The 25,414-nt window shown below is 27.8% G+C and carries 18 protein-coding genes, 2 tRNA genes, 1 pseudogene and 2 riboswitches; of the genes and pseudogenes, 10 read left to right on the top strand and 11 right to left on the bottom strand.

Annotated elements, in window-relative coordinates; genetic code table 11:
• Positions 1 to 209: 209 nt before the first annotated feature.
• Together CLPUN_RS27570 and CLPUN_RS29160 are read right to left on the bottom strand one after the other, a co-directional pair.
• A complete protein-coding gene (locus tag CLPUN_RS27570; RefSeq protein WP_158078721.1) occupies positions 210 to 374 on the bottom strand; it encodes a P-loop NTPase family protein in 165 nt (54 codons plus the stop codon).
• A gap of 160 nt (positions 375 to 534) precedes the next feature.
• Positions 535 to 666 carry a hypothetical protein gene (locus CLPUN_RS29160; RefSeq protein ID WP_278281613.1) on the bottom strand — a complete coding sequence of 44 codons (132 nt, stop codon included), beginning with the start codon at positions 664 to 666 and terminating at the stop codon, positions 535 to 537.
• 215 nt (positions 667 to 881) lie between these two features.
• Positions 882 to 1,061: riboswitch (cobalamin riboswitch) on the bottom strand.
• Between the two features lie 395 nt (positions 1,062 to 1,456).
• On the opposite strand from CLPUN_RS29160, the gene CLPUN_RS08070 reads away from it, so the two are divergent.
• From CLPUN_RS08070 to zupT, 5 genes are all read left to right on the top strand, one after another.
• Positions 1,457 to 3,067, top strand: coding sequence for a permease (locus tag CLPUN_RS08070; protein WP_077846792.1), 1,611 nt, complete (start codon positions 1,457 to 1,459; stop codon positions 3,065 to 3,067).
• Positions 3,068 to 3,153: 86 nt separating this feature from the next.
• The gene (locus tag CLPUN_RS08065) at positions 3,154 to 3,975 is read left to right on the top strand and encodes a TIGR03943 family putative permease subunit (protein ID WP_077846791.1); all 822 of its coding nucleotides are present in this window, start codon (positions 3,154 to 3,156) and stop codon (positions 3,973 to 3,975) included.
• A gap of 560 nt (positions 3,976 to 4,535) precedes the next feature.
• A complete protein-coding gene (locus CLPUN_RS08060; RefSeq protein WP_077846790.1) occupies positions 4,536 to 4,763 on the top strand; it encodes a FeoA family protein in 228 nt (75 codons plus the stop codon).
• Between the two features lie 73 nt (positions 4,764 to 4,836).
• Complete coding sequence (feoB, locus tag CLPUN_RS08055) at positions 4,837 to 6,954, top strand: ferrous iron transport protein B (RefSeq protein ID WP_077846789.1); 2,118 nt, start codon at positions 4,837 to 4,839, stop codon at positions 6,952 to 6,954.
• Between the two features lie 184 nt (positions 6,955 to 7,138).
• A complete protein-coding gene (gene zupT / locus CLPUN_RS08050; protein ID WP_077846788.1) occupies positions 7,139 to 7,942 on the top strand; it encodes a zinc transporter ZupT in 804 nt (267 codons plus the stop codon).
• Between the two features lie 147 nt (positions 7,943 to 8,089).
• Here the strand turns inward: zupT and CLPUN_RS08045 are convergent, their stop codons facing one another.
• Both CLPUN_RS08045 and CLPUN_RS08040 read right to left on the bottom strand, forming a co-directional pair.
• Positions 8,090 to 9,007: an HAD family hydrolase gene (locus tag CLPUN_RS08045; protein WP_077846787.1), complete on the bottom strand. Its 918-nt coding sequence runs from the start codon at positions 9,005 to 9,007 to the stop codon at positions 8,090 to 8,092.
• Between the two features lie 159 nt (positions 9,008 to 9,166).
• Positions 9,167 to 9,502 (bottom strand): YnfA family protein, encoded by a 336-nt coding sequence (locus tag CLPUN_RS08040; protein WP_077846786.1) that lies wholly within the window; start codon positions 9,500 to 9,502, stop codon positions 9,167 to 9,169.
• Positions 9,503 to 10,414: 912 nt separating this feature from the next.
• On the opposite strand from CLPUN_RS08040, the gene CLPUN_RS08035 reads away from it, so the two are divergent.
• The 4 genes from CLPUN_RS08035 to CLPUN_RS08020 all read left to right on the top strand — a co-directional run bounded on the left by CLPUN_RS08035 (position 10,415) and on the right by CLPUN_RS08020 (position 15,582).
• Positions 10,415 to 10,996 (top strand): NAD(P)H-dependent oxidoreductase, encoded by a 582-nt coding sequence (locus CLPUN_RS08035; protein WP_077846785.1) that lies wholly within the window; start codon positions 10,415 to 10,417, stop codon positions 10,994 to 10,996.
• Between the two features lie 537 nt (positions 10,997 to 11,533).
• Positions 11,534 to 13,147 carry a glycoside hydrolase family 5 protein gene (locus tag CLPUN_RS08030; RefSeq protein WP_077846784.1) on the top strand — a complete coding sequence of 538 codons (1,614 nt, stop codon included), beginning with the start codon at positions 11,534 to 11,536 and terminating at the stop codon, positions 13,145 to 13,147.
• Positions 13,148 to 13,433: 286 nt separating this feature from the next.
• Positions 13,434 to 13,709 carry a metal-sensing transcriptional repressor gene (locus tag CLPUN_RS08025; RefSeq protein WP_077846783.1) on the top strand — a complete coding sequence of 92 codons (276 nt, stop codon included), beginning with the start codon at positions 13,434 to 13,436 and terminating at the stop codon, positions 13,707 to 13,709.
• A 7-nt stretch (positions 13,710 to 13,716) separates the two neighbouring features.
• Positions 13,717 to 15,582 (top strand): heavy metal translocating P-type ATPase, encoded by a 1,866-nt coding sequence (locus tag CLPUN_RS08020; RefSeq protein WP_077846782.1) that lies wholly within the window; start codon positions 13,717 to 13,719, stop codon positions 15,580 to 15,582.
• Between the two features lie 59 nt (positions 15,583 to 15,641).
• Here the strand turns inward: CLPUN_RS08020 and CLPUN_RS08015 are convergent, their stop codons facing one another.
• Both CLPUN_RS08015 and rarD read right to left on the bottom strand, forming a co-directional pair.
• Complete coding sequence (locus CLPUN_RS08015) at positions 15,642 to 15,818, bottom strand: DUF1540 domain-containing protein (protein ID WP_077846781.1); 177 nt, start codon at positions 15,816 to 15,818, stop codon at positions 15,642 to 15,644.
• A gap of 415 nt (positions 15,819 to 16,233) precedes the next feature.
• Positions 16,234 to 17,136 (bottom strand): EamA family transporter RarD, encoded by a 903-nt coding sequence (rarD, locus tag CLPUN_RS08010; protein ID WP_077846780.1) that lies wholly within the window; start codon positions 17,134 to 17,136, stop codon positions 16,234 to 16,236.
• Positions 17,137 to 17,861: 725 nt separating this feature from the next.
• Between rarD and CLPUN_RS29570 the strand changes: the two are divergent.
• Positions 17,862 to 18,173, top strand: a pseudogene (locus CLPUN_RS29570) (DMT family transporter).
• Positions 18,174 to 18,668: 495 nt separating this feature from the next.
• Here the strand turns inward: CLPUN_RS29570 and CLPUN_RS08000 are convergent.
• From CLPUN_RS08000 to CLPUN_RS07980, 5 genes are all read right to left on the bottom strand, one after another.
• Positions 18,669 to 18,744, bottom strand: a tRNA-Lys gene (locus CLPUN_RS08000).
• An 88-nt stretch (positions 18,745 to 18,832) separates the two neighbouring features.
• Positions 18,833 to 18,908, bottom strand: a tRNA-His gene (locus tag CLPUN_RS07995).
• A 381-nt stretch (positions 18,909 to 19,289) separates the two neighbouring features.
• Complete coding sequence (locus CLPUN_RS07990; protein ID WP_077846779.1) at positions 19,290 to 21,470, bottom strand: sensor domain-containing diguanylate cyclase; 2,181 nt, start codon at positions 21,468 to 21,470, stop codon at positions 19,290 to 19,292.
• A 334-nt stretch (positions 21,471 to 21,804) separates the two neighbouring features.
• The gene (add, locus tag CLPUN_RS07985; RefSeq protein ID WP_077846778.1) at positions 21,805 to 22,803 is read right to left on the bottom strand and encodes an adenosine deaminase; all 999 of its coding nucleotides are present in this window, start codon (positions 22,801 to 22,803) and stop codon (positions 21,805 to 21,807) included.
• A 105-nt stretch (positions 22,804 to 22,908) separates the two neighbouring features.
• Positions 22,909 to 23,008, bottom strand: a riboswitch (purine riboswitch).
• A gap of 651 nt (positions 23,009 to 23,659) precedes the next feature.
• Positions 23,660 to 25,330: a hypothetical protein gene (locus tag CLPUN_RS07980; RefSeq protein WP_077846777.1), complete on the bottom strand. Its 1,671-nt coding sequence runs from the start codon at positions 25,328 to 25,330 to the stop codon at positions 23,660 to 23,662.
• Positions 25,331 to 25,414: the final 84 nt, after the last annotated feature.

Here is a 25,414-nt window from a genome sequence, read left to right as displayed (position 1 = left end):
TGATACTCTCAATTTAGTTTTAAAATCCCTCTTAATCCTTGTAATACTGCCGGTTTAAGTTAACTTTATTTTCTTCTATTTTCTTTTATAATACTTTAACTTCTAGATATCTCAAGGGACTCAAAATCCTCTGGTAGTGATACCGTGCCGGTTCGAGTCCGGCTAGCGGCACCAATTTAAAATCTATAAGATTGCTTATTTTCGCAATTTTATAGATTTTTTGTTTTTAATATTTTTATTTTTCTTTCTCCACTAGATAAGATTGGGATGTTTCTTTCTGACATATGTGAAATTTTTAATTCATTAAGAGCATTATCCACACATTCTCTTGAAGATAACCATCCTTTATATTTCTTTTGCGAATATAATCTCATATTACAATCTTTCTAACTGAAAAATCAAATACATAAGAATAATCTTATCCTATATATCTAACTTTAATTACAATTTCGCTATTAGATAACCTTAAAGTATCAGTGTTATCTAATAAAATTCTACCACTTCTTTTAGGAACTATACCAAATAATGTTTTAATCAATGTTGATTTGCATTATCATTTAGTCCTATAATTCCTGTAATTTTATTATGCTCTGCTACAAGATTTACAGATTTAAGTATTTCTTTATGAGATATGTTTACATCTATTTTTTCAAATTCTATTCTCATTCTGTTTTCCCTCCATAACTCATTTTAGCTATTAGATATGGAATAATTATTGTATTGTCACTTGTTTTTGCTCCATTTCCCATTTTAATTTAAACATAAAAAGCTCCCCCAACTAAACTCACTGAGAGAACCCAAAATCAATAGTATAATATTTTAACTAAAAATGGTTGCAATAATATCTGTATATTTGTACTCTCTTCATGACTCGTAAAGGAATTGTACTGAATATATAAGCAGGTATCCTGACTTGGTTTCATAGTCTAGCCTGTGTTGCCTTCTCATTTTCCCAATGGCATATTAATACTCACTCTATGGCACTGTACGAGATTTTAACTCGTTTCCCTTTTAATCTAGTATAAAAAAATATACTAAACCCCACTATCCTAAATATTATGTTTTTATTAGTATATAATAATTGTTTTTTAATGTCTAAAGCAAACTATCGCATGTATTAAATATTTATTACAATAATAGGATATTTAGGAACTATTATTGTAATTTTCTATGTACAGTAATATAATTTATTTAAATGAAAATGCAAATTTGTTGCAACAAGAAGAAAATATATGAAAACAAAAGTAGATATAACAATTCAATTAATTTAAAGCATAGTCAAATACAGTGACTTCTATACAATTTCATTACGCACCTTGAAATTTTTCAAGCAGTGATATAAATGAACAACAAATTGATAATATATGGATTATCGAAAATCACATAAATAAAAATAAGTTAAATTACTTATCTAAAGAGATTTATAAATAATCTAACGAGTATTTAGAGGTGAAATATGAATATAAAAGTAGAAATAGTTATAGGATTTCTTAGCTCTGGAAAAACGAGCTTTATAAATTTTATGTTACAAGGCGAAGAATTACGAAATGAAATTATTGTAGTAATTCAAGATGAATTTGGACAATGTGAAATAGACTTTGACTTAAATAACCAAAAACAACAAAGTTCAATTATAGTAATAAAAAATGATTATGGTAATGAAATAGATGCAGATTATATAAAAAAAATTATAAGTAAATATATCCCCAACAGAATTTTTATTGAAGTAAATGGTATGAAAAATTCTACAAATATTATTAATATATTCAATGAAAAAAGTGTAAAAAAAATATGTAAGATTGATGACATAATAAGTATAATTGATGTAATAAAATTCCCTATGTATCTTAGAAATATGAAAAACATAGTCAATACTCATATTTTTAATAGTGACACCATCATTCTGACTAATATAAATGAGTTAGAAAAGAAGGAATTTTCAAGAATCCAAAAACAAATTAAAAATATTAATGAAACAGCTAATATGCTTAAATATACTTCTACACTAAATAATGACGGATCAAAAGAAGAAGAATATGTAGCGATAGAAAAACATAATTTATTTGTTTTTAAGACTTTATTATATATAACTCTTTCTATATTTATATTTACTTGCTTGATTACACTTACAACATTGAACATTAACATATATAGTGAATACTTAGATAAATTTAAAAAGTTTTATAATGTGTTTATAAGCATGCTAATTCAAGGGGTTCCTTTCATTCTTATTGGAAGCTTTGTATCAGCAATAATTCAAATTTGTATATCAAAAGATAAGCTTATAAAAATATTTCCAAAGAATATTTTTTTATCGTGTATAATTGCAGCCTTTGCAGGATTATTCTTCCCTATATGCGATTGTGGGACTATCCCTATTGTTAGAGCACTTACAAAAAAGAAAGTACCTATAGCTGCTGGAGTTACATTTATGTTAGCGGCACCAATAGTAAATCCAATAGCGATTATTTCAACTATATATGCTTTTCAGGGAATGAAATCTGTAGTTATTTATAGAATATTTGCAGGTATAATAATTGCAAGTTCCGTAGGTCTTATTATGCAGTTTTCCACAAAGAAAGATGAAGACATTTTAAAAAGTAATGAAGACATAGCTGAATGCAATTGTGGATTTTGTGATGATAACTATGAGGAGGATAAAAGCAAATTAGAGAAGGTAAAAGCTGTATTTATTCATACAGGAGATGAATTTTTCAATATAGGAAAATTTATGATTATAGGAACATTTCTATCTAGCATTTTTCAAACTACAGTATCATTAAATAATATGTATATTCCAAATGACAATAGAAGTTCACTTTTGATTATGATAGGATTAGCTTTTTTATTTTCAGTGTGTTCAACTTCAGATGCTTTTATTGCTAAAGGTTTTTTGAAGCAATTTTCAATAAACTCTGTAATGGGATTTTTAGTGGTTGGGCCTATGTTAGATGTTAAAAATACAATTATGCTTTTTGGAAGTTTTAAAAAGAAATTTGTATTAAAGTTAATATTTATTATTCTTGCAGTATCATTTGGAGTTTTGATTAATTTCAAGTTAGCTTAGAAATACTCAAAAACAGCATAATAATCTGGTTTGCACAAAATTTAGTATTTTTTGAATACTTTAAAATTGATTGAAAGAGGGAAAATATGAAAAAATTAAATATAGACATTTTTATAAAAATATTAATATTACTTCGTTTTTCAGCATTTTACTTCAAAATTATTATAAATAATGAAATAATTAGATATGTAAATCCCAAAATTATTCCATTTGCAATTTTAGGAATGATAGCAATGTTTATAATTGTGTTATTTTTAGTTAAAGAGCTTTTTAATAATAAAAAGAAAAAAGTTAAGTTTAAGAACTATGTAATTTTTATAATTCCATTAATTATGATATTTTTTATGGAAAGTAATAGTGCAAGTTCTACTACAATTAAAAGTAGTGATGCAAATGCAAGTTCTAATATTACACTAAATGACAATTTAAAAAATAATACTAATCAAGATAATAATTTAAAAAATAGTTCAACATTTGATTTATATGAAGGAAAAACTGAAAGTGATGGAAAAGGTGCAAGTGATAAAAAACAATTAGATATTAAAGAAAATGTTATAAATGTAAATTCTAAAAACTTTGTATTTTCACTTGATGAGATTTTATCTAATCCAGATAAATATGTAGGAACGGATATAGAAATAACAGGATTTGTATATAAAGATGAAAATATTAAAGAAAATGAATTTGTAATCGGAAGATTTATGATGGCGTGCTGTGCAGCAGATATGCAAATTGCAGGAATCAGGTGTGAGCACAGTAATCTAGAATCTTATAGTAATGACACTTGGATAAAAGTAAAAGGAAAAATTAAGAAAGATACTTATAACAGTACTGTAGATCCCATTATAGTAGTTGACCATATGGAAAAGGATCTTAATCCAGATACTTCATATGTATATCCATTTTAAAACCTATTAATCTGATGCTTAATCAAAAAATACCTACGGAATAAACTCTTCTTTCATGTTTCCAGTCTATAGGTATCAGTTTTAATCGTCTTAAAAAACAGTATTAAAAGAATCTCGTATCAAGACCACATAAAATATTTATTATTACAGCATTTAAATATTTATTTGTAAAAGCTTTAGTAATATTATCAAGTAGTTCAGCTCTTATTACTACGCCAACTTGAGATAACCATCCCTTCTCCTTATTCTATAATCTTCATATATAATATAATTATTTGCAAAACTCTAAAGACAAAACTTTAGTACAGATTAAATAACATTCCATTTTATGTCACATTTTCAAATATCTAATCATAAATTATACTAAAGTTAGTTGAAGGAAACTTTTTCAGAATAATATAATTTTTTGCTTACATGAAACTAGATTTTATAAATTATTTTAAAGTCTCATTATAACTTTTTCTATATAATTTCCTATATACAATATTTAGCCTAAGAGAAAAAATTAACTTAAGCAAAACAACATAAACAAAATACTTTTATTTGAAGGAGAAGATAATATGTTAAATCTTAATAATATTTCAGTTGGAAACTCCGTTAGAGTTGAAAATCTTTCAGCAACAGGAATACTAAGGGAGAGAATGCTTGCTCTTGGAATTACAAAAGGTGCAAAGGTTGAGGTAGTAAGAAAAGGACCTTTTGGTGATCCTACTATCTATAATATTCGTGGTGCTATGATAGCTCTTAGAAATGAAGAAGCTTCTTTAATATATGTTAATGAATTTTAGTTTCAAATCTATTCCAGATTTAAAAAATAGATATTACCTGTTTTTTATAGTAATAATATTTTAGGAGGCCATAATGGGGCTAACATTTGAATCAACCAAAAGTAATGCAATGATAGATATATTTAAAATAGAAAGAAAAGATGGTCAATATATAATTGCACTTGCTGGTAATCCTAATACAGGAAAAAGTACTGTATTTAATTCTCTCACAGGACTTCATCAGCATACTGGAAATTGGCCAGGCAAAACAGTAGTAAACGCCAGAGGAGAATTTACTCATAACAATAAAAGAAATACCTTGGTAGATCTTCCAGGAACTTATTCATTATTTACTTCATCTGTAGAAGAAGAAGTGGCGAGAGATTTTATTTGTTTTGGTAATTCAGATGCTGTAATAGTTGTTACTGATGCAACTTGCCTCGAAAGGAATTTGAACCTTGTTTATCAAGTTATGGAATTAACACAAAATGTAATACTATGTATTAACCTTATTGATGAAGCCAAAAAGAAAAATATAATAATAGATAGAAAAGGTATTGAAACAGAACTTAGAATTCCTGTAGTTTTATGTTCAGCTAGAAATGGGCAAGGTATAGAAGCACTAAAAGAAGAAGTATATAAAGTTACTACTGGACAAATTAAGCCAAAACCTAAAACTGTGATATACAATAATTATATAGAAGAAAAGATTAAATCTATTCAACCTATAATTGAAAAAAATATAAGAAATATTAACTCTAGATGGCTTGCTTTGAGAATTATTGATGGTGACAAAAAATTAATAGCTTCTATTTTTAGCAATATAAACGATAATTCATCAGAAGAAATAATGAATATTATAAAAGAATCTAATCTTCACGACAAAAAGAGAAATATAAGAGATGACATTTCTAAGGAGATTTATATAAAAGCGGAAGAAATAAAAAACAAATATGTAAAAGAATATAAAACAAAGCTAAATAGAGATAAAATAATTGATAATTACATTACATCTAAAATATTTGGAATTCCCCTAATGCTTTTGATTTTAGCGGCGATATTTTGGATTACAATAACTGGTGCAAATATACCATCTGAAATAATTGCTAATTTACTTTTCGCCTTTGAAGATAAACTTACTTTATGGTTTAACAACATGAATGCTCCAAGCTGGCTTCATGGAGTTCTTATACTTGGACTTTATAGGACTTTAGCATGGGTTATATCTGTAATGCTTCCTCCAATGGCAATATTCTTTCCTATATTCACAATACTTGAAGATTTGGGATATCTGCCAAGAGTAGCTTTTAATCTTGATCACTTATTTAAAAAGGCTTGTGCACATGGTAAACAATGTTTAACCATGTGTATGGGGTTTGGTTGTAATGCTGCTGGAATAATATCTTGTAGAATAATAGAATCCCCTAGAGAAAGACTTATAGCGATCCTAACAAATAATTTTGTTCCTTGTAATGGAAGATTTCCTACCCTAATAACTATAGCTACAGTTTTTCTAGTTGTAAAAGGTGGAAACGAATTTAGTTTTTTACCAGCCTTATTAATTACAGGCTTAGTTATTATAGGTATATCTGTGACCTTATTAGTATCATATGGATTATCTAAAACAATATTAAAGGGAGTTCCATCTACTTTTACTTTAGAATTACCTCCTTATAGGGTGCCTAAAATTAGACAAGTTTTATATACTTCAATAATTGATAGAACCATATTCGTACTTTGGAGAGCAGTTGTTGTAGCTGCTCCAGCTGGAGCAATAACTTGGATACTTGCTAATATATATATTGGTAATTTAAGTATTATTGGACATGTAGCTTCTTTTCTTAATACTTTTGCAAGTCTCATTGGTCTGGATGGATTTATATTAATGGCCTTTATACTAGGACTCCCTGCAAATGAGATTGTACTCCCAATACTCATGATGTGCTATTTATCAACAGGTTCAATGGTGGAATTTGATAGTATAGATTCTTTAAGACAAATATTATTGAATAATGGTTGGACTTATCTTACAGCACTAAATACTATGTTATTTAGCTTGCTACACTGGCCATGCGCTACAACTCTTTTAACAATAAAAAAAGAAACTGGAAGTTTAAAATGGACAGCAATTGCAGCACTACTTCCTACTTGTATTGCAATTTGTATCTGCTTCATAACAAGTACAATATTTAAAATATTAGGATTCGCTTAATTTTATTTTATAAAAGGCTGGAATTAAAAATTACCAGTCTTTTCACATTTATTAGTATAAAACTTTTAAAATACTTATACATTTATAAATTTTCTAGTATAATATGAATATATTAATTGTTATTTAATATTCATTTTCATTAAATTCCAGTATAGTATTACTTATAAGTCACAAGGAGGTAAAAATGAATAATGTTTTATTTGCTTTTGGATTAACTCTTTTTGCTGGTCTATGTACTGGCATAGGAAGCGCTATTGCCTTTTTTACAAAAAAAACAAACACTAAATTTTTATCCATAAGTCTCGGTTTTTCTGCTGGCGTAATGATTTATGTTTCTATGGTAGAAATATTCTTTAAAGCAAAAACTTCTCTTACAAATGAACTAGGACTAAAAATTGGTTCTTGGGTTACTGTAATTGCCTTTTTTGGAGGCATGCTTTTAATTGCACTTATTGATAAGCTAATCCCTAGCGGAGAAAACCCACATGATATGTATAAAATTGAAGATATGAATGATAACAATAGACATTTAGATAATAAACTACTAAGAATGGGAATATTTACTGCATTGGCTGTTGGAATTCACAATTTTCCAGAGGGTTTAGCAACCTTTATATCTGCATTACAGGAACCTTCTATAGCGATACCTATTGCTGTAGCTATAGCAATTCATAATATACCAGAAGGAATAGCCGTATCAGTACCTGTTTATTATGCTACTGGGGATAGAAAGAAGGCTTTCTTTTACTCCTTCTTATCGGGTTTATCGGAACCAATAGGTGCACTTGTAGGCTACTTAATATTAATGCCTTTCATCAACGATTTAATCTTCGGTATACTTTTTGCATCTGTAGCAGGAATAATGGTATTTATATCTCTTGATGAATTGTTACCTTCAGCACGAGAATATGGTGAACACCATCTTTCAATATACGGACTTGTAGCGGGAATGATAGTTATGGCAATAAGCTTATTATTATTTATATAACAATATAAATAATATCATTTTTAAGTAAATCTAATTAAGTACAGAATGCTTTTAAATTGCTCTGTACTTAATTAGTATTGTTCTTTACATATATGTGAATTCTCTTAGTTAGTATTTTTGATGAAATATATAAAACCATATTTAGTTTTAAACTATATGTTTTGGTGTGGATGATATAGAATTACTTATTCTGTTTTTTTCATCATAATAAATTTTTTCAGCTATTTCTTCAATTTTGTTGCTAATCCACATAAACGTAGTAGTTCCTTCTGAATAATCTGCTTCGGCATACATATCTATCCTATCATCCATTCTCAATTGTTCAACTTGTTTAAATGCTTTTTTATCTTCTTTCGGATAAATTGCAAAAGTTTTTCCTCCATTCTTTTTCACAACTGAAAAAGCTGGTATATCACTCGGCCCATCTGCTATATATATCATATTATTAAAGGATATTCTTCTTAAATCATTAGATATTTTTGTATTAACTTCAACATCTTCTCTTTTATTTACACCTTTATTTATTTCAAACAATGCTCTTGTTTTAGTTGTATTATCAATTGTGAAACCAATTTGGCTAATAATTTTCTCTTCACTTGCTTCTGATATTGCATCTTCAATGAATTCACATGCCCAAATACCATCAACAAAATTATTAACTGCAGATCCTTTAATAATTTGTGTAATTCCAGTACTTACAATGTAATGTTCAACTTTTATATCAAACTCTTTATATCTCGCATTATCTTCAATTAATTTCTTTGTTTTTTCAAATATTTCTGGAATGCCATTATAAAAGTTTAACTTTTTACCAAATTCTCTGAGTTTAGAATTATTTAATCCTTTAAATTTTCCTTGTTTTGTATATTTTATAAATTCATTGAGATATACCGTTTCTGGATTTACTTTTACACCTTGCTCCTTTTTATATTTTTCAGGTAAACTATTTACCTTATCCCAAAATTCCTTAGAATTTATGTTATATTCTTCAAAAATTGGATCTTGCATATAACCATTAACTAGTGTTTTGTCAAAATCCCAAATCACTGCAATTATATTTGACATGTACTTCATTCCCTTCCATATCAAAGTTATAATTTATGTAAACTTTAACTTTGTAAATTATAAATATTTATTTTTTTAATTCTTTCTCTATATTCATGTTATTAATAAGTTCTTTTAATTGTTGTATTGACTAATTATACTATGAAATTCTACAAAAATTTATCCTCTAGGCGCATACATAATTACAATAACACCAACCAGTGCTATTAATCCACCAATCAAGTCAAATTTATCAGGTATTACATTATCAACTTTCCATCCCCATAAAATTGATAAGACAATAAATATTCCTCCATAAGTTGCATATACTCTACCAAAATTAGCATTTGAAGGTTGTAATGTTGGAATTATACCATATAAAATTAAAACTATTGCTCCAGTAATTCCATACCAAAAATTTTTGTTATCACGCAACCATAACCATATAAGATATCCACCTCCAATTTCAAATACTCCTGCTAATATAAAGTAAAACATAGATTTTACAACTTCCATATATATTCCTCCTAATTTTATATAAACACATTATTTCATATTGTATTACAAGTATAACTTATATATGGATTATAGCATATTTTAATATTGATATTTTTTATACCATACTATTAAATTTTGAAACATCATAATTTCTTTACTAATTCATATTAAAAAATCTAAAGTTTCTACTGTAAGTGTGTTTTAATTATATATTCTCTATTATAGGTAGTTGCTACCATCAAAATATAATATACTAATTTTCCCTAAATTACATTTAAATAACATTATATTTTATATTTTAAATTTTTTAAATAAAACTTGACAAGAATACTTATATATATTATTATTTAATTGAGAATGATTTTCATAATTATATAGAGCTTTAATTTTTAATGCACTTATATTATGTAAATATATTAAAATTTAAATCTGAAAATATCACATTCTCATTAACTTAAATTAGTCCTTTGATATCATTTAAATTATGTTAAAAATTTTATGGAATATACTACAAAAACCATATTCATGGTATTCACACGCTATCATGAATATAGGTAATTAACCGCCATAATAACTTTTCAGTCCACACACGCTGAAAAGTTCAATCACTGAATACAAACGATTATTAATAACGCTCCTAAATTTAAAATATAAATATATTCCATAAAATTTATATAAATGAACTGTCCCATAGCTAATGTTTGTAGTTATGGGACAGTTCATTTTGATCTGTATATTACAAATTCTAATTACTACTTTCTTATTTAACTCTATATTTTTTCTATAAGTGGCCATAGTTTTTTCTTAATATATAACTCTTTAATAACAAAATTACATTTGACAATACTTTGGCATCAAAATATGTTACAAGAATATTTTTTAATACAAAATCAAATAATAACTTTATTATAAATTAAGGAGGATTTAATTATGAATCATTTAATAATTTTCGCACATCCAAATCAGAAAAGCTTTGGAAAAGGAATAGTAGATACTTTAGTTAAAGCATCTAAAGAAAAAAGAGCAAATGTAAACGTTAGAGACTTATATGAAATTAAATTTGATTCAATACTTAAACCAGATGATTTTGTGGCTTTTCAAAGTGGAAAAATACCAGAAGACATTGCTACTGAACAGGAACATATTAAATGGGCTGACATTATAACTTTTGTTTATCCAGTTTGGTGGGCTTCATTTCCTGCCATATTAAAAGGATATGTTGATAGAGTATTTTCGTATGGATTTGCTTATGAGTATGTAGATGGAGCTCCAAATGGTTTGTTAAAAGGCAAGAAAGCTTTATTATTCTCTACTACTGGTACACCAAATGAAATTTATTCTGCAAATGGAACTCATAATTCAATGAAACAAACTGTAGATCAAGGTATATTCAATTTTAGTGGTATAGAAGAAGTAAATCACACTTTCTTTGGCGCAGTCCCTTATGTTACTGATGAAATCCGTGAGGATTATTTAAAAGAAGTATCTAAGATAGTAAAAGAAATCTTATAATAATTACAAATGAGGTATCACTAATATTGTATATAAGTGATGCCTCTTTTTATATCAGCTTTTTATGTGTAAATTGATTAATTTTATATTCCCTTTCTATACAAAAGCAGTATTTCATATCATAGGCCACTACTCTTTGTAACAGGCTATTTTTAATAAACATCTATCGTTTAGTTACATTTTTCTTTTCCTTCTATAATCACTTAATTTTCGATTATAAATTTATTAAAATCTTATATTTTTCTATTATAAGATAGAAAATATCGTAATATAAAGTTATTTCATCGCAAACAACTTTTAAATCAAGTGACTTATTTGTTAAAATATATATGTAAATCAATAATAATGCATATTTTCGAAATATATATTATTAACATTTACTATGTATATTTATAATATGGTAGATATACGAAATTATATAGATAATTTATATATATTTTGTACTTTTCTAAATTGAAAGGAGGTCTATTTGTAATTTAATTTGCAAAAATATATGAGATTTATTATATACACAAATAATTTTAGGGGGATGAGATAATGATTACTCGAAAAAATTTATTAATTTTAGCAATTGCTTTTTCTGCAGTTACTCTTTTTAAAGGAGGGGCTGCTTCAGCCTCTACTGCTTACACAGGAATTCGTAATGCAACATCGCAAGAGATTGTTGATGATATGAAAATCGGATGGAATTTAGGAAATACGCTTGATGCCCATGGGTATATTGGAGCTGAACCATTATTATCTGAAACTTATTGGGGAAATCCCAAAACTACACATGCTATGATTGATAGAATAAAAGCATCAGGATTTAATACTATAAGAATTCCAACAACTTGGTATAATCATATGGGTTCTGCACCTAACTACACAATTGACCCGGCATGGTTTGACAGAGTTGATGAAGTTATGAATTATGCATTTGATAATGATATGTATGTTATTCTTAATATGCATCATGAAGACTCTTGGTTAATACCAACTTATGAAAAACAGGAACAAGTAAAAGCTCAACTTACTAAGGCATGGACTCAAATTGCAAATAGATACAATAAATATGGGGACTATTTAATTTTTGAAACAATGAATGAACCAAGACCAGTTGGTGCTGCTAATGAATGGTCAGGTGGATCTGCTGAAAATCGTGAAGTAATTAATAACTATAACTTAGCTGCTGTAAATACAATAAGAAGTACTGGTGGAAATAACAAATCTAGATGCATTATGGTTCCAACACTTGCTGCCTCTTCAATTCCTGCAGCAGTAGATGATCTAGTTATTCCAAATAACGACAAAAAAATTATTGTATCCTTACACATGTATTCACCCTATTTATTCTCAATGGTAAACACTGAAACTCCTAATTGGGGTACCGATGCTGAAAAGAGTGCATTAGATTCAGAACTTGATGCAGTTGCTAATAAATTCGTAAAAAAGGGGCAAGCTGTAGTTATTGGTGAATTTGGTACAATTAATAAAAATAATAAATTAGCAAGAACAACACATGCAGAATATTATGCTAAAGCAGCAAGATCAAGACATATTACTCCTGTTTGGTGGGATAACGGAATTTCTACTGCTGGAAACTCAGACACATATGGTTTATTAAATAGAAATACATTAAATTTAGATTGTCCAGAAGTAATTGCTGCACTTGTGAAAGGTGCCAACGTAAATGCTGGCACTACTACTAGTAGTTCAGTTCTTTATAACTTTGAATCTAGCACTGGTGGTTGGACCGCAATTAATGCTTTAGCTGGGTCATCTGTAGCATGGGAATGGAAATATAATGGCAATACTTCATTAAGAGGTGATATTCGCCTATCAAGTGGAGCTCAATATTACTTTGCATTACCTCAAACTCAAGATTTAAGTGGAAAATCACAACTAAAAGCTGTGGTACGTCATGCAGATTGGGGAAATCACGGAACTGGTATGGGTGCTAAGCTTTATGTTAAAACAGGTAATTCTTATCAATGGTTTGATGGTGGATTTACTAAAATAAATTCAAGTTCTGCTGGAACAGAACTAACTTTTGATTTATCTAACGTTCCAAACCTTAATGATGTTAAAGAAATTGGTGTACAGTTTATAGCTGGAGATAATGCAGCTTGGAATACTTCACTATATATGGATTATGTAACTGCTCAGTAATAATATTAAATTTTACAAATTAAAATCTTCAAAATCATATAACAAAAGGACAGTAGATAATTTTGTTTTTATTAAAATTATCTACTGTCCTTATTATTTTAGACCATTACATAATATTTCCGAAAGATCCACGTAACTAAAAAACATACTGCTTAAAATTATATATTTTAACTATTAATCAGTAACTATTAAATTTCAAATAGCACCCTTGACAAAAATTATTTCAAACAGTATTATATACCCATACCCCCTATGGGTATATAAATATTAACTGGAGGATGATATTATGCGCCAATGTATGGATGTCCCAAAAATTCAAACTAGAATAAAAAAAATTGAAGGTCAACTTAGAGCTATTTCAGAAATGATAAATAAAGATGTTCCTTGTGAAGATGTCTTAATACAAATCAATGCTGCAAAAAGTGCATTACATAAAGTTGGTCAGGTGGTTTTAGAAGGGCACCTTCAACACTGTGTTCGCGATGGCATAGAGCACGGTGATGCTGATAAAACAATTTCTGACTTTTCTAAAGCAGTAGAACTTTTTTCAAGAATGGGGTAATAGTTAAATGAAAAAATTAATAGAACTTTTTAAAGATGATGATAATCGTAATATATTATTTTTAATCCTATCAGCATTGTCTCTTCTTATAAGCTTTTTACATATTCTAAATTTTAAAATTGATATAGCTTGGGTATCAATTATTTTATGCGGTACACCTATTGTGAAAGGTGCCATTGAAGGACTTATAACAGAATTTGATATTAAGGCCGATGTTTTAGTTGCAATTGCACTTGTCGCATCTGTCTTAATTGGTGAAATTTTTGCTGCTGGTGAAGTTGCTTTTATTATGACACTAGGTGCACTATTAGAAGAACATACTGTTGCAAAAGCACGCCAAGGTATTGAGAAATTAGTAAACCTTACACCTGCAACTGCTAGGATTGTTCGCGATGGTGTAGAAAGTATAATACCATCTGACCAAGTCAAAACATCAGATATACTTCGTGTTCTTGCTGGTGAAACCATTGCTGTTGATGGTATTATTGTTTGTGGACAAACCTCCATTGATCAAGCCGTAATCACAGGAGAATCTCTGCCCATTGATAAAGGTATTGGAGATGAAGTTTTCAGTGGAACAGTTAACCAATTTGGTGCATTCGATATGAAGGCTACTAAAATTGATGAAGACAGTTCCCTTAAGAGAATGATTAAACTTGTTGAATCTGCGGATGCAAGTAAAGCTAAAATTGTTGGAATGGCTGATAGATGGGCTACTTGGATAGTTGTTATTGCCCTAGCATCTGCAGTAGGCACTTGGTTTGTTACAGATGAAATTATTCGTGCTGTTACAATCCTTGTTGTCTTTTGCCCATGTGCTTTGGTTCTTGCAACGCCTACTGCTATAATGGCTGGTATTGGAAATGCTACAAAACATGGTATTCTAGTTCGAGAGGGTGATGCACTAGAAAGATTAGCAAAAGTAACCAAAATTGCATTTGATAAGACTGGTACTTTAACTTATGGTAAGCCTTCTGTTGTTGGAATTGAAAGCTTTAATAAGAATATAAGTCAAAAAAAATTGTTAATAATGACAGCATCTGCAGAACTTCGTTCTGAACATCCACTAGGTAAAGCAATTGTTTCACATTTTAAAGCTATATCAAATGTGACTTTAGAAGATCCACAGGAATTTTTACTAGTTGCAGGCCGTGGTGTTAAGGCAACAGTTTCAGGCGATGTAATTCTTGCAGGAAATGCAGAATTATTAAACGAAAATTCTATAATAATATCTGAACACATTCTAGATAAATCATCAATATATAAAAAAGAAGGATGTACAACTATCTATATTGCTATTAATTCTTGTATTACTGGATTTATTGCTTTATCTGACACTCTTCGCCAAGATTCTCCCTTAATGATAGAAAAACTTAATTTAATAAATGTAGAAAGTATACTATTAACTGGAGATAATCCTCAAGCCGCTTCTCATATTGCAAATAATGTGGGAATTACTAATGTTCATTCAGAATGCTTACCAGAAGATAAAATGTCTGCAATTGACCTATATCAAAAACAAAATCAAATGCTTTGCATGATTGGTGATGGAATTAATGATGCCCCTGCTCTTAAGAAAGCATATGTAGGTATAGCAATGGGTGGTATTGGTAGTGATATTGCTGTTAATGCAGCAGATATTGCTCTTGTAAATGATGATATTAAAGCTATTCCTCATTTATTTAGTCTATCAAAAAAAACTATGAACACAATTAAAGTGAACTTATCTCTTTCAATGTTGCTAAATTTTGCAGCGATAATACTAGCAATGACAGGTATCTTAAGTCCAGTGCTTGGTGCTTTAGTTCATAATTTAGGTTCTGTTGCAGTTATTATAAATTCTGCCTTATTATTAAATTTTAAAAGTGAATAAAAATTTAGAACTGGCTATACTATTAAATTAATATAGCCAGTTCATAAGTTAGATTTTAATTAAATTTGACCTTCTGGCATAAATGTAGCACAATCTGTTTGTTCAGTGTTCCTTGCATCTCTAGGTTGCACTTCAATTTGTTGTGCAGCACAGTGATCACCTGACATATAGTAATGACAAGTATTAACAACACATTTAATTCCTGTATTAGGCGAGCTCATTTTTTCTGGTTTCATATTTATTTCCTCCTAAATTTAAAAGTTTATTGACAATATTATTATTAGTCATATTGATTTTTTTATACTAATAAAATTAAACTTTTTAAGATTTAATAAATTCTATTATATATTTCTTTAATTTTTTATATCTAAATCAGCAAAGCCTGCTTCAATTCTATTATAGTAAATAGTTAACTTAATAACTCAATAATTCAACTAAAAAATCTATGTAATTTATTATGGCACGGTTCATCCTTCATTATCCTAAATTTTTTTGTAATTGCTTTATCTAAGATTAGTAATTCTCAAGTAAAGTCATCCTATTTCAATAATTTTATTGTAATTATCATTTGACATTGATATATTCATTTATTAAAATCTTTAAAATTTATTTTTATATTGTCTATTTATATTTTTTTGTTCTTAACATTTTTTAACTAAGCAGCTCTTCACCTTTTGTGTTCTTAGTTAAATTTATTTGAGAGAAAGAATATATAGCTAATGCTCCCCATATAAAACCGAAGCCTATCATATCCACAGTTGTAAAACTTTCATGATACACAAAAATTCCAATAAGCAAACTTATAGTTGGGGAAATATATTGAGTGAAACCAAGCACTGACATAGGAAGCCTTTTTGCTCCACTTGCAAAAAGTAGTAATGGAACAGCTGTAACTATACCTGATCCTATAAGCAAAAGTATTACCATTATATCTTCTTTACCCAAAACACCCAATCCACTAATCTGTCTTGATACAATATATATTGCAGCAACTGGAGTAAGCATAGTTGTTTCAAGAGTTAATCCAACTATAGAATTAGCTCTAACTAGCTTCTTAATTGCACCATATAATCCAAATGAAATAGCCAATCCTAAGGAAATCCATGGAATCTTACCATATTGCAAGGTTTTAATTATGACACCAATAGAAGCAATAAAAAGTGCACTTACTTGATAATAATTCAACTTTTCTTTGAAAATTAACATTCCCAAAGCTACTGCAAACAATGGATTAATATAATATCCTAAGCTTGCGTCAACAATCTTATCTGAATTAACAGCCCATATGTACAAGCCCCAGTTAAATGCAATTAGAATTGATGCAATAAATATATAACACATTTGTTTCTTATCCTTAGCTATACTCTTTAGCTCCTCCCACTGTTTAGTTACAGCTATAATTACAATCGTAAATACAAAAGCCCATAAAATTCTGTTAGATAAAATCTCTATTGAAAATACACTATTTATCAGTTTCCAATAAATAGGCAAAATGCCCCATAAGATGTATGCACTGACTGCATATATTACACCATAGTTCTTTTCATTATTCATTTATTTTTCCTCTTTTCTACATTTATATCATTATAACTGAAAATACTCATTTTTTCATCTATCTATATTAATTTATTTAAAAAGTTCAAAAACTCCTAAATATTATTGAGTTAAATAATTACACGAATTAGAGGAAATCTTCAAAAAAACTATTTAATATAAATATTGAAATAACTGAAGAAGAAATAACGGAATATTCCAAAGCATTTGTTTCTAACAAAAATGAATTAAAGAATCATCAAGAAAAAGTAGAATTAGATTATGTAGTACTAATTTATAATGAAAGTATTTAAAATAATCTCAATTTTTATATTGAAATATTTAAATAGTATTTATAAATTAATAATGGCAATTTAATAAAAAAGCCTGTCTTAAATTACTCAAAGGCAAGCTACTGAATTTTATTTAGTTTAAAGTTAAAAGATTGTAACAAGATTTGATTTTGAATCTTATTACAATCTTTATTTTTATACTCACTATACTATTCGTGTTAAAATCGCATTTTCTGACTATATTTTAAAAATAGTCAATAATTAAGTTATTAACTTTAAAAAATATATTCGATTCAGAAACTTCCAAATCAACAAATTTAACTCCTACTTTAAATCTCATGCTATAAGCAACTTCATTAACAGCAAAAAATCTATTGACTAATATATTATTTTTTGATATCGACCTTGGCTTTGTTTATTTTAACTGCTTAACATTAGAAGAGAGTGAGAATTATGAAATGGTTATTTTTAATTATAGGCGCAATTTTTGAAGTATGCGGGGCAATAAGTTTGAAGTATTCACAAGGCTTCACGAGATTTGTATCCAGTATAATAACCTTAGTAGGAATGACAGCAAGTTTCCATTTTTATGTAATTAGCATCAAAAAATATTTCATTAGGAACTGCTTGTGCAATTTAGACTAGAATTGGTACTGTTATTTTAGTAATAATATTATTTAAAGAACCTATTGATATGACCAGAATAATCTTATTGATTTTATAATAATTGGAATTGTGGGGCTAAAATTAGTATCTCCTCATTAGTTAAAATTTTAGTCTGTTGCTATTTTCATATTACTTTTATCTCTTTTGCTTTTTCATCCATAGCTTGATATTGTAAAAATGTTTTTTTGAATCACTTTTATATGTATGGCGTTGATCTTTTTGCCTTTATTCAGTGCTATTACTTTTTTCTATCTTGCAAAAAGTGTCTTAATAGGAGTGCTACTTTTACTACTTTTCTCTGGGCTAGTTTTCAGAGTTAATAATACGACAGCTTCCATAGTAAGATTTTTGCTAGTACCACTGTAATAACAGTTCTAATTTGGGAATACATTTTGAAGTTTATGTGGGCCCAATAGGTTTTTTATATTGAGTATTCTTATGGCTGTTTTGGGTCAAATAACGAGTAATCTAGCCTATTGATTTTCAAACGTTACTACATCAAAAAAGGATGTCTCAAAATAATTTTTAATTATTTTGAGACATCCTTTTTTAGCTTAATAGTTTTTCCCTTTTATTAAACTAAATCAAATAATTTGGTGGCTCACCCGGGAATCGAACCCGGGACACCATGATTAAAAGTCATGTGCTCTACCGACTGAGCTAGTGAACCATAAATATTAAACTGCTATAAATAAATGTAAGTACCTATCCTGAAACAAGAATACCCCTTACCTTACACCTATAACAATATGTTTATATGGGGTGAACGATGGGACTCGAACCCACGACAACCAGTGCCACAAACTGGCGCTCTACCAACTGAACTACATTCACCATAATTATAAATCTTTAGAAAGTCCAACAAACCTTATTAATTTACAAATGTAGATTAATAATATATATGGTCGAATTTTTGCTTGCTTGTCTATTATAAGTTACATATTAATAATTGTCAATTATATTATTAAATATAAATTTCAATTTCAAAATGTTGTAAGATTAAAGTTTTAAAAACAACTTTCTACAAAAAATTAGCCGAGCAATAGGACTTTAAGAACAAATCCTTTTACCAATTAGCACATGCCATGTTGGTAGATAAATAGAAAGAGCTAGAGGTTTTTATTACTTCTAGCATATCATAGCTTCTAATATTTAACCTACGAAATTGGTGAAATACTTAGATCTTTCCTTAATATTTTATTTAATATCACATTTCTAAATATACGCTACTTGATTTCTCCCCTGTTTTTTAGCAATATAAAGTGCATTATCAGCTTTTGTAATAAGTTCTTTTATTGTAATATTCTCATCTGGAATTACAGAGGCAACACCAATAGACAATGTAACTCTATCTGAAACTTTTGAAAATTTATGCGAAATATTAAGTTCTTCCATTTTAGTTTCAATTTCTTCCCCCAATTTGACTGCATCACCAATTGAGTATTTGGGCAAAACAACCATAAATTCATCTCCGCCATATCTTGCAACAAAATATTGTTTATTATTTAAATTATCTAAAGCATTGGCAATTGTTGTTATGCATTTATCTCCTTCTAGATGACCAAAATTATCGTTATATTCTTTAAAATAATCTATATCAATAATCATTAAAGCTATACTATTTCCCTTTTGGATACTATAATACCAAATATAATCTATATAATTATCAAATCTTCTTCTATTGGCAATGCCAGTTAATTTATCTTTTTCTGCCAAAGATACTAATACCTCATTTAATCTCTCTAATTCCATTGATTTCAAGGTATTATTAATTGCTATTGCTGCATAAGATGATAAAGACTTAACCATTTCAATATGATATGGAGTAAATGCGTCTTTTTCTTCACTTTGTATGGTAATTATTCCAATAACTTTTGTATTCACTATAAGTGGACAAAAAATAAGTGAATTTAATTCTGCATTATTATCTAATTTTATTAGATAATCATATGTTTTTTGATCAATATATTGTGTAAATTCTTTATGTGTATTATTAATAACAATTAGTTCTCTATTTTTAATGCATTTCTCTGCAAAAGTTTGATCACCATTTATTGATAAGCTTTCTTGTTTTATCTTTTTTTCCCTATCCATTACATATATATAATTAATCATAGAGTTCTCTTCATCATAAAGAGCAATGGCAAAATATGATAAATTCATAAAGCTTTTAATGCTTGAATAAAGATTTTCCATCAAAGCATCCTTGTCCAAAGTCGCAGTTATCTTTTGACCCAATTTACTAATTATAGATATCTTTTCAACTAGTATTTGTAAAGCTTCTCTTTGTATTTGAAGAGTTTTATTTTTCTCTATAATTGCATTATTCTCCTTTTCTATTTCCTGCATTTTCCTTTTTATATTTAAACTATTAACAATGTTTTTATAATATAATTTGTTATATTCTTCTTCATATTCATGATGCAATTTTGTATATTCAAATGCATTTTTATACTCTCCTAGCTGTCCATAAAAAATAGATAACATAAGAGAGATTTTTGATACTTTTTCTGGTAAGTTGTATTGTATTGATAAATCACAAGCATTAGTTAATACTTTTAAAGCCTCAGTTGTTCTTTCTTGCTCTTTCAAATATTCAGAATAACTAATTAACGCATCAACTTTGTAATTAGGCACTGATTCTATATCATTTAACTTCATTGAAATATGAAAATATTTATCAGCATTTTTATAAATCCCTTTTTTCCATGAAATCAAAGCCATTAATTTGTAAGTATCAGCCTTAGCTATATTATAATTGTATTTATTCAAATACTGCAAAGCCTTGTAAGAAAGACAATTTGCGTTTTCATAGTCCCCTAATAAATAGTAAATTTCACCTAAGCTTAGCAAAATTAATCCTCTAGTTAAACTGTAATCAAATTGTGTATCAATATTATATACTGTTTCACAGTAATTTAATGCTTCTCTATATTGCTTAAGTAGTTTATAATTTTCAGCTATATTATTTAAAGTTAATACCATTGATTTTTGGGAAGTAACATCAATGTGATATATTTTCCCCAAATCAATTTCTTTTGCCACTACTTGAGCTTTATCATAGAAATCCATACTTCTTTCAATATCACCTAAATGAAAGAACACAATCCCTAATAAATTATATGCCATCCATTCAAGGTCACAAAACCCCTCTTTAACAGAATATTGAAGAGAATCAAGTACCAAAGGTAAAACTTTATCATTTTCACCGATATTATAATAGCAATGTGCCTTATATAAATTAGCTACTTTTTCACCAAGTATATAGTCTATATCTTGACATAAATTAAATGCATGATTTGAAATTTCTATTGCACGCTTAGAATCTTTATATCTGAGTTCATTAGACTCTTTCAAAAGTAGGTCAATTTTTTTCCTTATATCATCTTTATTCATAAAGCTACTCCTATAAAATTTATCTTATAAATTTATCCAACATTATAACTTTTATCACTATATTATACTCTTTTGTGAATATAAAAAATAGTTATATTATAGTAAAAACTCCACTATATACGTTATAAATTAAATTTCTTAACATAGAAATTATAGGTGTATAGTTCTAAGATAACCGTCAAAGTTGCGATTTTAAGAAGTTTAAATTTAATTTATTAACATATTCTATAACAATCATATAATATATGTGAAAATAAAATTCCAACCAATTTAATTTTCAATATTTGCCTGCTCTTTTTATATATCAATTATTACTGGCTATATTTCTCATTTTTTATAGATGTATATATTTCTTAAGTTTTTCTTTTATATCGAAATCAGCAAAGCTCGCTTCAACACTATTATAGTAAATTTGTTTATAATCTTCATAATTAATATTAAATTGATCCGCTATTATAGTGCATTCCTTAGTCATATTTGTGTTTGATACAGTTCTGTTATCAGTATTTAAAGTTATATTTATTCCATCTTTATAAAAATTATATATTGGATGTTCATAAAAATTATTAACTGCTTTTGTTTGTACATTGCTTGTTGGACACATTTCAAGAGTAATTCCCTTTTCCTTTACTACTTTATACGCTTCTTCGCAATCTTTTATAAATACCCCATGTCCAATTCTTTCTGCATTTAAAAGCTGTACAGCTTCTAATACATTTTTACCAATTCCAGTTTCACCAGCATGAATAGTTACTCCGTAGCCATATTTCTTGGCTAATTTAATAGGTTCTATAAAAGTTTTACAAAAACCTTCAACTTCTGCTGCACATAAATCTATTCCAACAACACCTTTTCCTAGGAATTTCTTTCCCTTTTCTACTACTTCAAAGGCTTTATCTACACTCATAATTCTCATACATGACAATATCACGTTTCCTTTAATATCATATTTTTCTTCCGCCACTTTAATTCCATCTATTACACTTTGTATTATTTCTTCTACTGTTAATCCTTTTAATATATGAAGTAATGGTGCAAATCTTACCTCCATATATTTCACATTTTCTGCTGCTGCATCTTCAAAAAGTTCAAAAGTTATTCTTCTTAAGCTATCTTTTGACTGCATTACTAAATTAGGAATTTTAAACGCTTTTAAGTATTCATCAAGAGATTTACATTCTAATGGAGCCGTTATTTCCATTTCAATATCTCTAATATCAATAGAAGGAAGTTTTATCCCCTCTTTCTCTGCTATATCAATTATTGTCTTTGGTCTAAGACTTCCATCCAAATGACAATGTAGTTCAATTTTAGGTAAATTTATTAAATTCATAATTTCCTCCTTGCATATACGTAGCCTCTTTCCCATATTCTTTTTTCCATATATTTAAATTTATAAAATTTTAGATAAAAAAAATCCTGACTACAAAGAAAAGGCAAATAATTGCATCTTCTTCGTAATCAGGAATTAATGGTTCCTGGTAGAGACCTCCAAACCTTATTATTGGAGTTATACGTGAATTTATCTTAATCAATTTTTATCAGTATAATCAATTTAATTTTTAATGTCAAGCTACTATTTTTTTATTAATTAGCCTTGTAATTGTTTATTATCTTATAATAAACATAATAGTCTTCACAATAATTAAGATTAAAAAAATTATCCCACTTATAGTTTTTTGCATTGTTTTTAGTAATCTACATTAAATAAAGAATCACTATTTATATTAAATTTCTATAATATTCCCTTTCACTTAGGTAATTTAATTCATATCTGTCACACTTTTGACACAATACCATATTATAATAAATTTATAGATTAATAATAGTTTTTCATAAATATTTTCCCTATAAATATAACCTAAAATAGTAACATATATATTCCCTATATACATGTTACTATTTTTATTTAAGAAATTTTTATATAATTATTATCAGACAATTTTCTTCTCAAATACAACTAGCCTAACAGCTCCCCCATATATCCCTTTGTCAAGACTTCAACCTCATAAATACTTACTTTTTCAAATTCAATTTTCATATTATAAATTTCCCTCATAATTTAATATAAAGACATCTCTACCAAAAGTATTATATCATTATATATAATACTAAATTTAATATGAATTTGTATAAACCTTTCTAATATAATATATTATCTCATTACTGCTAATGCTTTATATATCTCCTTATATTTTCTCCTTATAGCTTATCTTTAACCAATCTGCAACATTTAAATTAACTTTTCCTGCTCCAGAATATTTTTTTATTACTGATTCCACATCATTTAAAGGAATTATATTATATGAATATGGTAACTTTTCATTGTAATTATATTGAAATGAAAATGGTGTTTTTGGTGGATTGGATTTATTCATTTTTTCTACACCTACAATTGATGATGACCATGCCCATTTACCTATTGTTGATTTATTATACCAAGTATAACCCTTAGTAAATAAATTTACACCATTATTATCCCAACTACTACCTGTATATGTTCCATTAACATTAGTAACTTTCGAATTTACTATTAAATTATTATTGTAAACATTTTTAAACAAATCATTCCAAGGTGCATTCATATTACCTGTATCTTGACCTTGAAGTTCAGTACCTACTATCGGCTCATTAACACCGTTGTAAACGCAAGTATCTGCTGCTATTGAAGCCCCATTTCTTGCATTCATTCCACGAGCTAAGCTTTTGCTATTATTTTTAAAAGCATTAACATTATTCTCCAAATTCATATGAGTAGAATCATCAATATAACAATTAAACATATGCCCAACACCTTGACGTATCATTGGTACACGTTGTCCAACATTATTATAACGGCAATATGCCATAGTTAATCTTAATCTTTGATTTCCATCTTTAACCTCTTTGCCATTGCTATCGACATAGTTTACATAATCTTTATCACCAGAACCTACTAAATGGCACTTACTATGATAAGCTGCATAAGCCATGATTTGATTTACTGTGGCTCCACCTTTACGCATTTTATAATAAAGGCTATTTGCGTCTAGCTGATTTCCCTTATATTTTTGTTCCATATAATTTATTGACTTATAAATTGCACTATCAGAAGCTGGATTTTCATTTGCTTCTAATCCAAATTCACACCATGAAAAAGTTATTCCTGACGATCCGTTTTCAATATCGACCATTCCATCTGCTCCAATAGCAAATTTACAGTGATCTAGCCATACATTATTAGCACCATTTACTTTAATAAATGTCCATCCAACTTCTTTATGATTCCCTACATCATCCCATTGCCACATTTCATCAAAATTCAAATTTCTTATTATAATATCATTACTTGATGATTGTAGTTTTAATTCTACATGTTTAATTGTGTTTGCTTTAGTGGACAAAATAGTTAATCCATTCGTATTTGATATGTCTAACTTAGATACTCCATTAGATTCTAGTGTTGGATTAGTGTATCCATTAGTTGGCTTCTCATACTTTGAAATGAAAGTATACTTTTTAAGTTCATCCGAACTTAATTTTAATTCATTCCACCCTAAATTTAAATTTACTGCAATCTCAATTACCTTTACTGCACCAGTTCTAGCCTCTAAAATTGCTTGTAAAAATTCTCTTTCATTTTTCACTGTACGATAATAAGAAGTTCCTACATATTTGCTTCTATCATTTACTCCTCCTTTTAAAGATGCAAAGCCAGTAACTGATAAGAAACTATTATCATAGCTTTTTATAGACCTACTAGTATTAGGTATTGAGTTAGTTACTGCTGCATTTGCTGCTTTATTTTCGCCAAATAATGAAAATGAAGTAACAAAAAGAGTTCCAATTAAAATATTACTTAATACTTTTTTTAGTTTCATAAAATTGCTCCTTTTTTTAAACTAATTATCTATTCCTATTTTTCTCATAAATCGTGGTTTTACATACTGATTTAAAATCACTTA

Source organism: Clostridium puniceum (genome assembly GCF_002006345.1).
Lineage (GTDB): Bacteria > Bacillota > Clostridia > Clostridiales > Clostridiaceae > Clostridium > Clostridium puniceum.
Note: the sequence above shows the minus strand (reverse complement) of the source record. Positions and strands in the feature narration are given on the sequence as shown.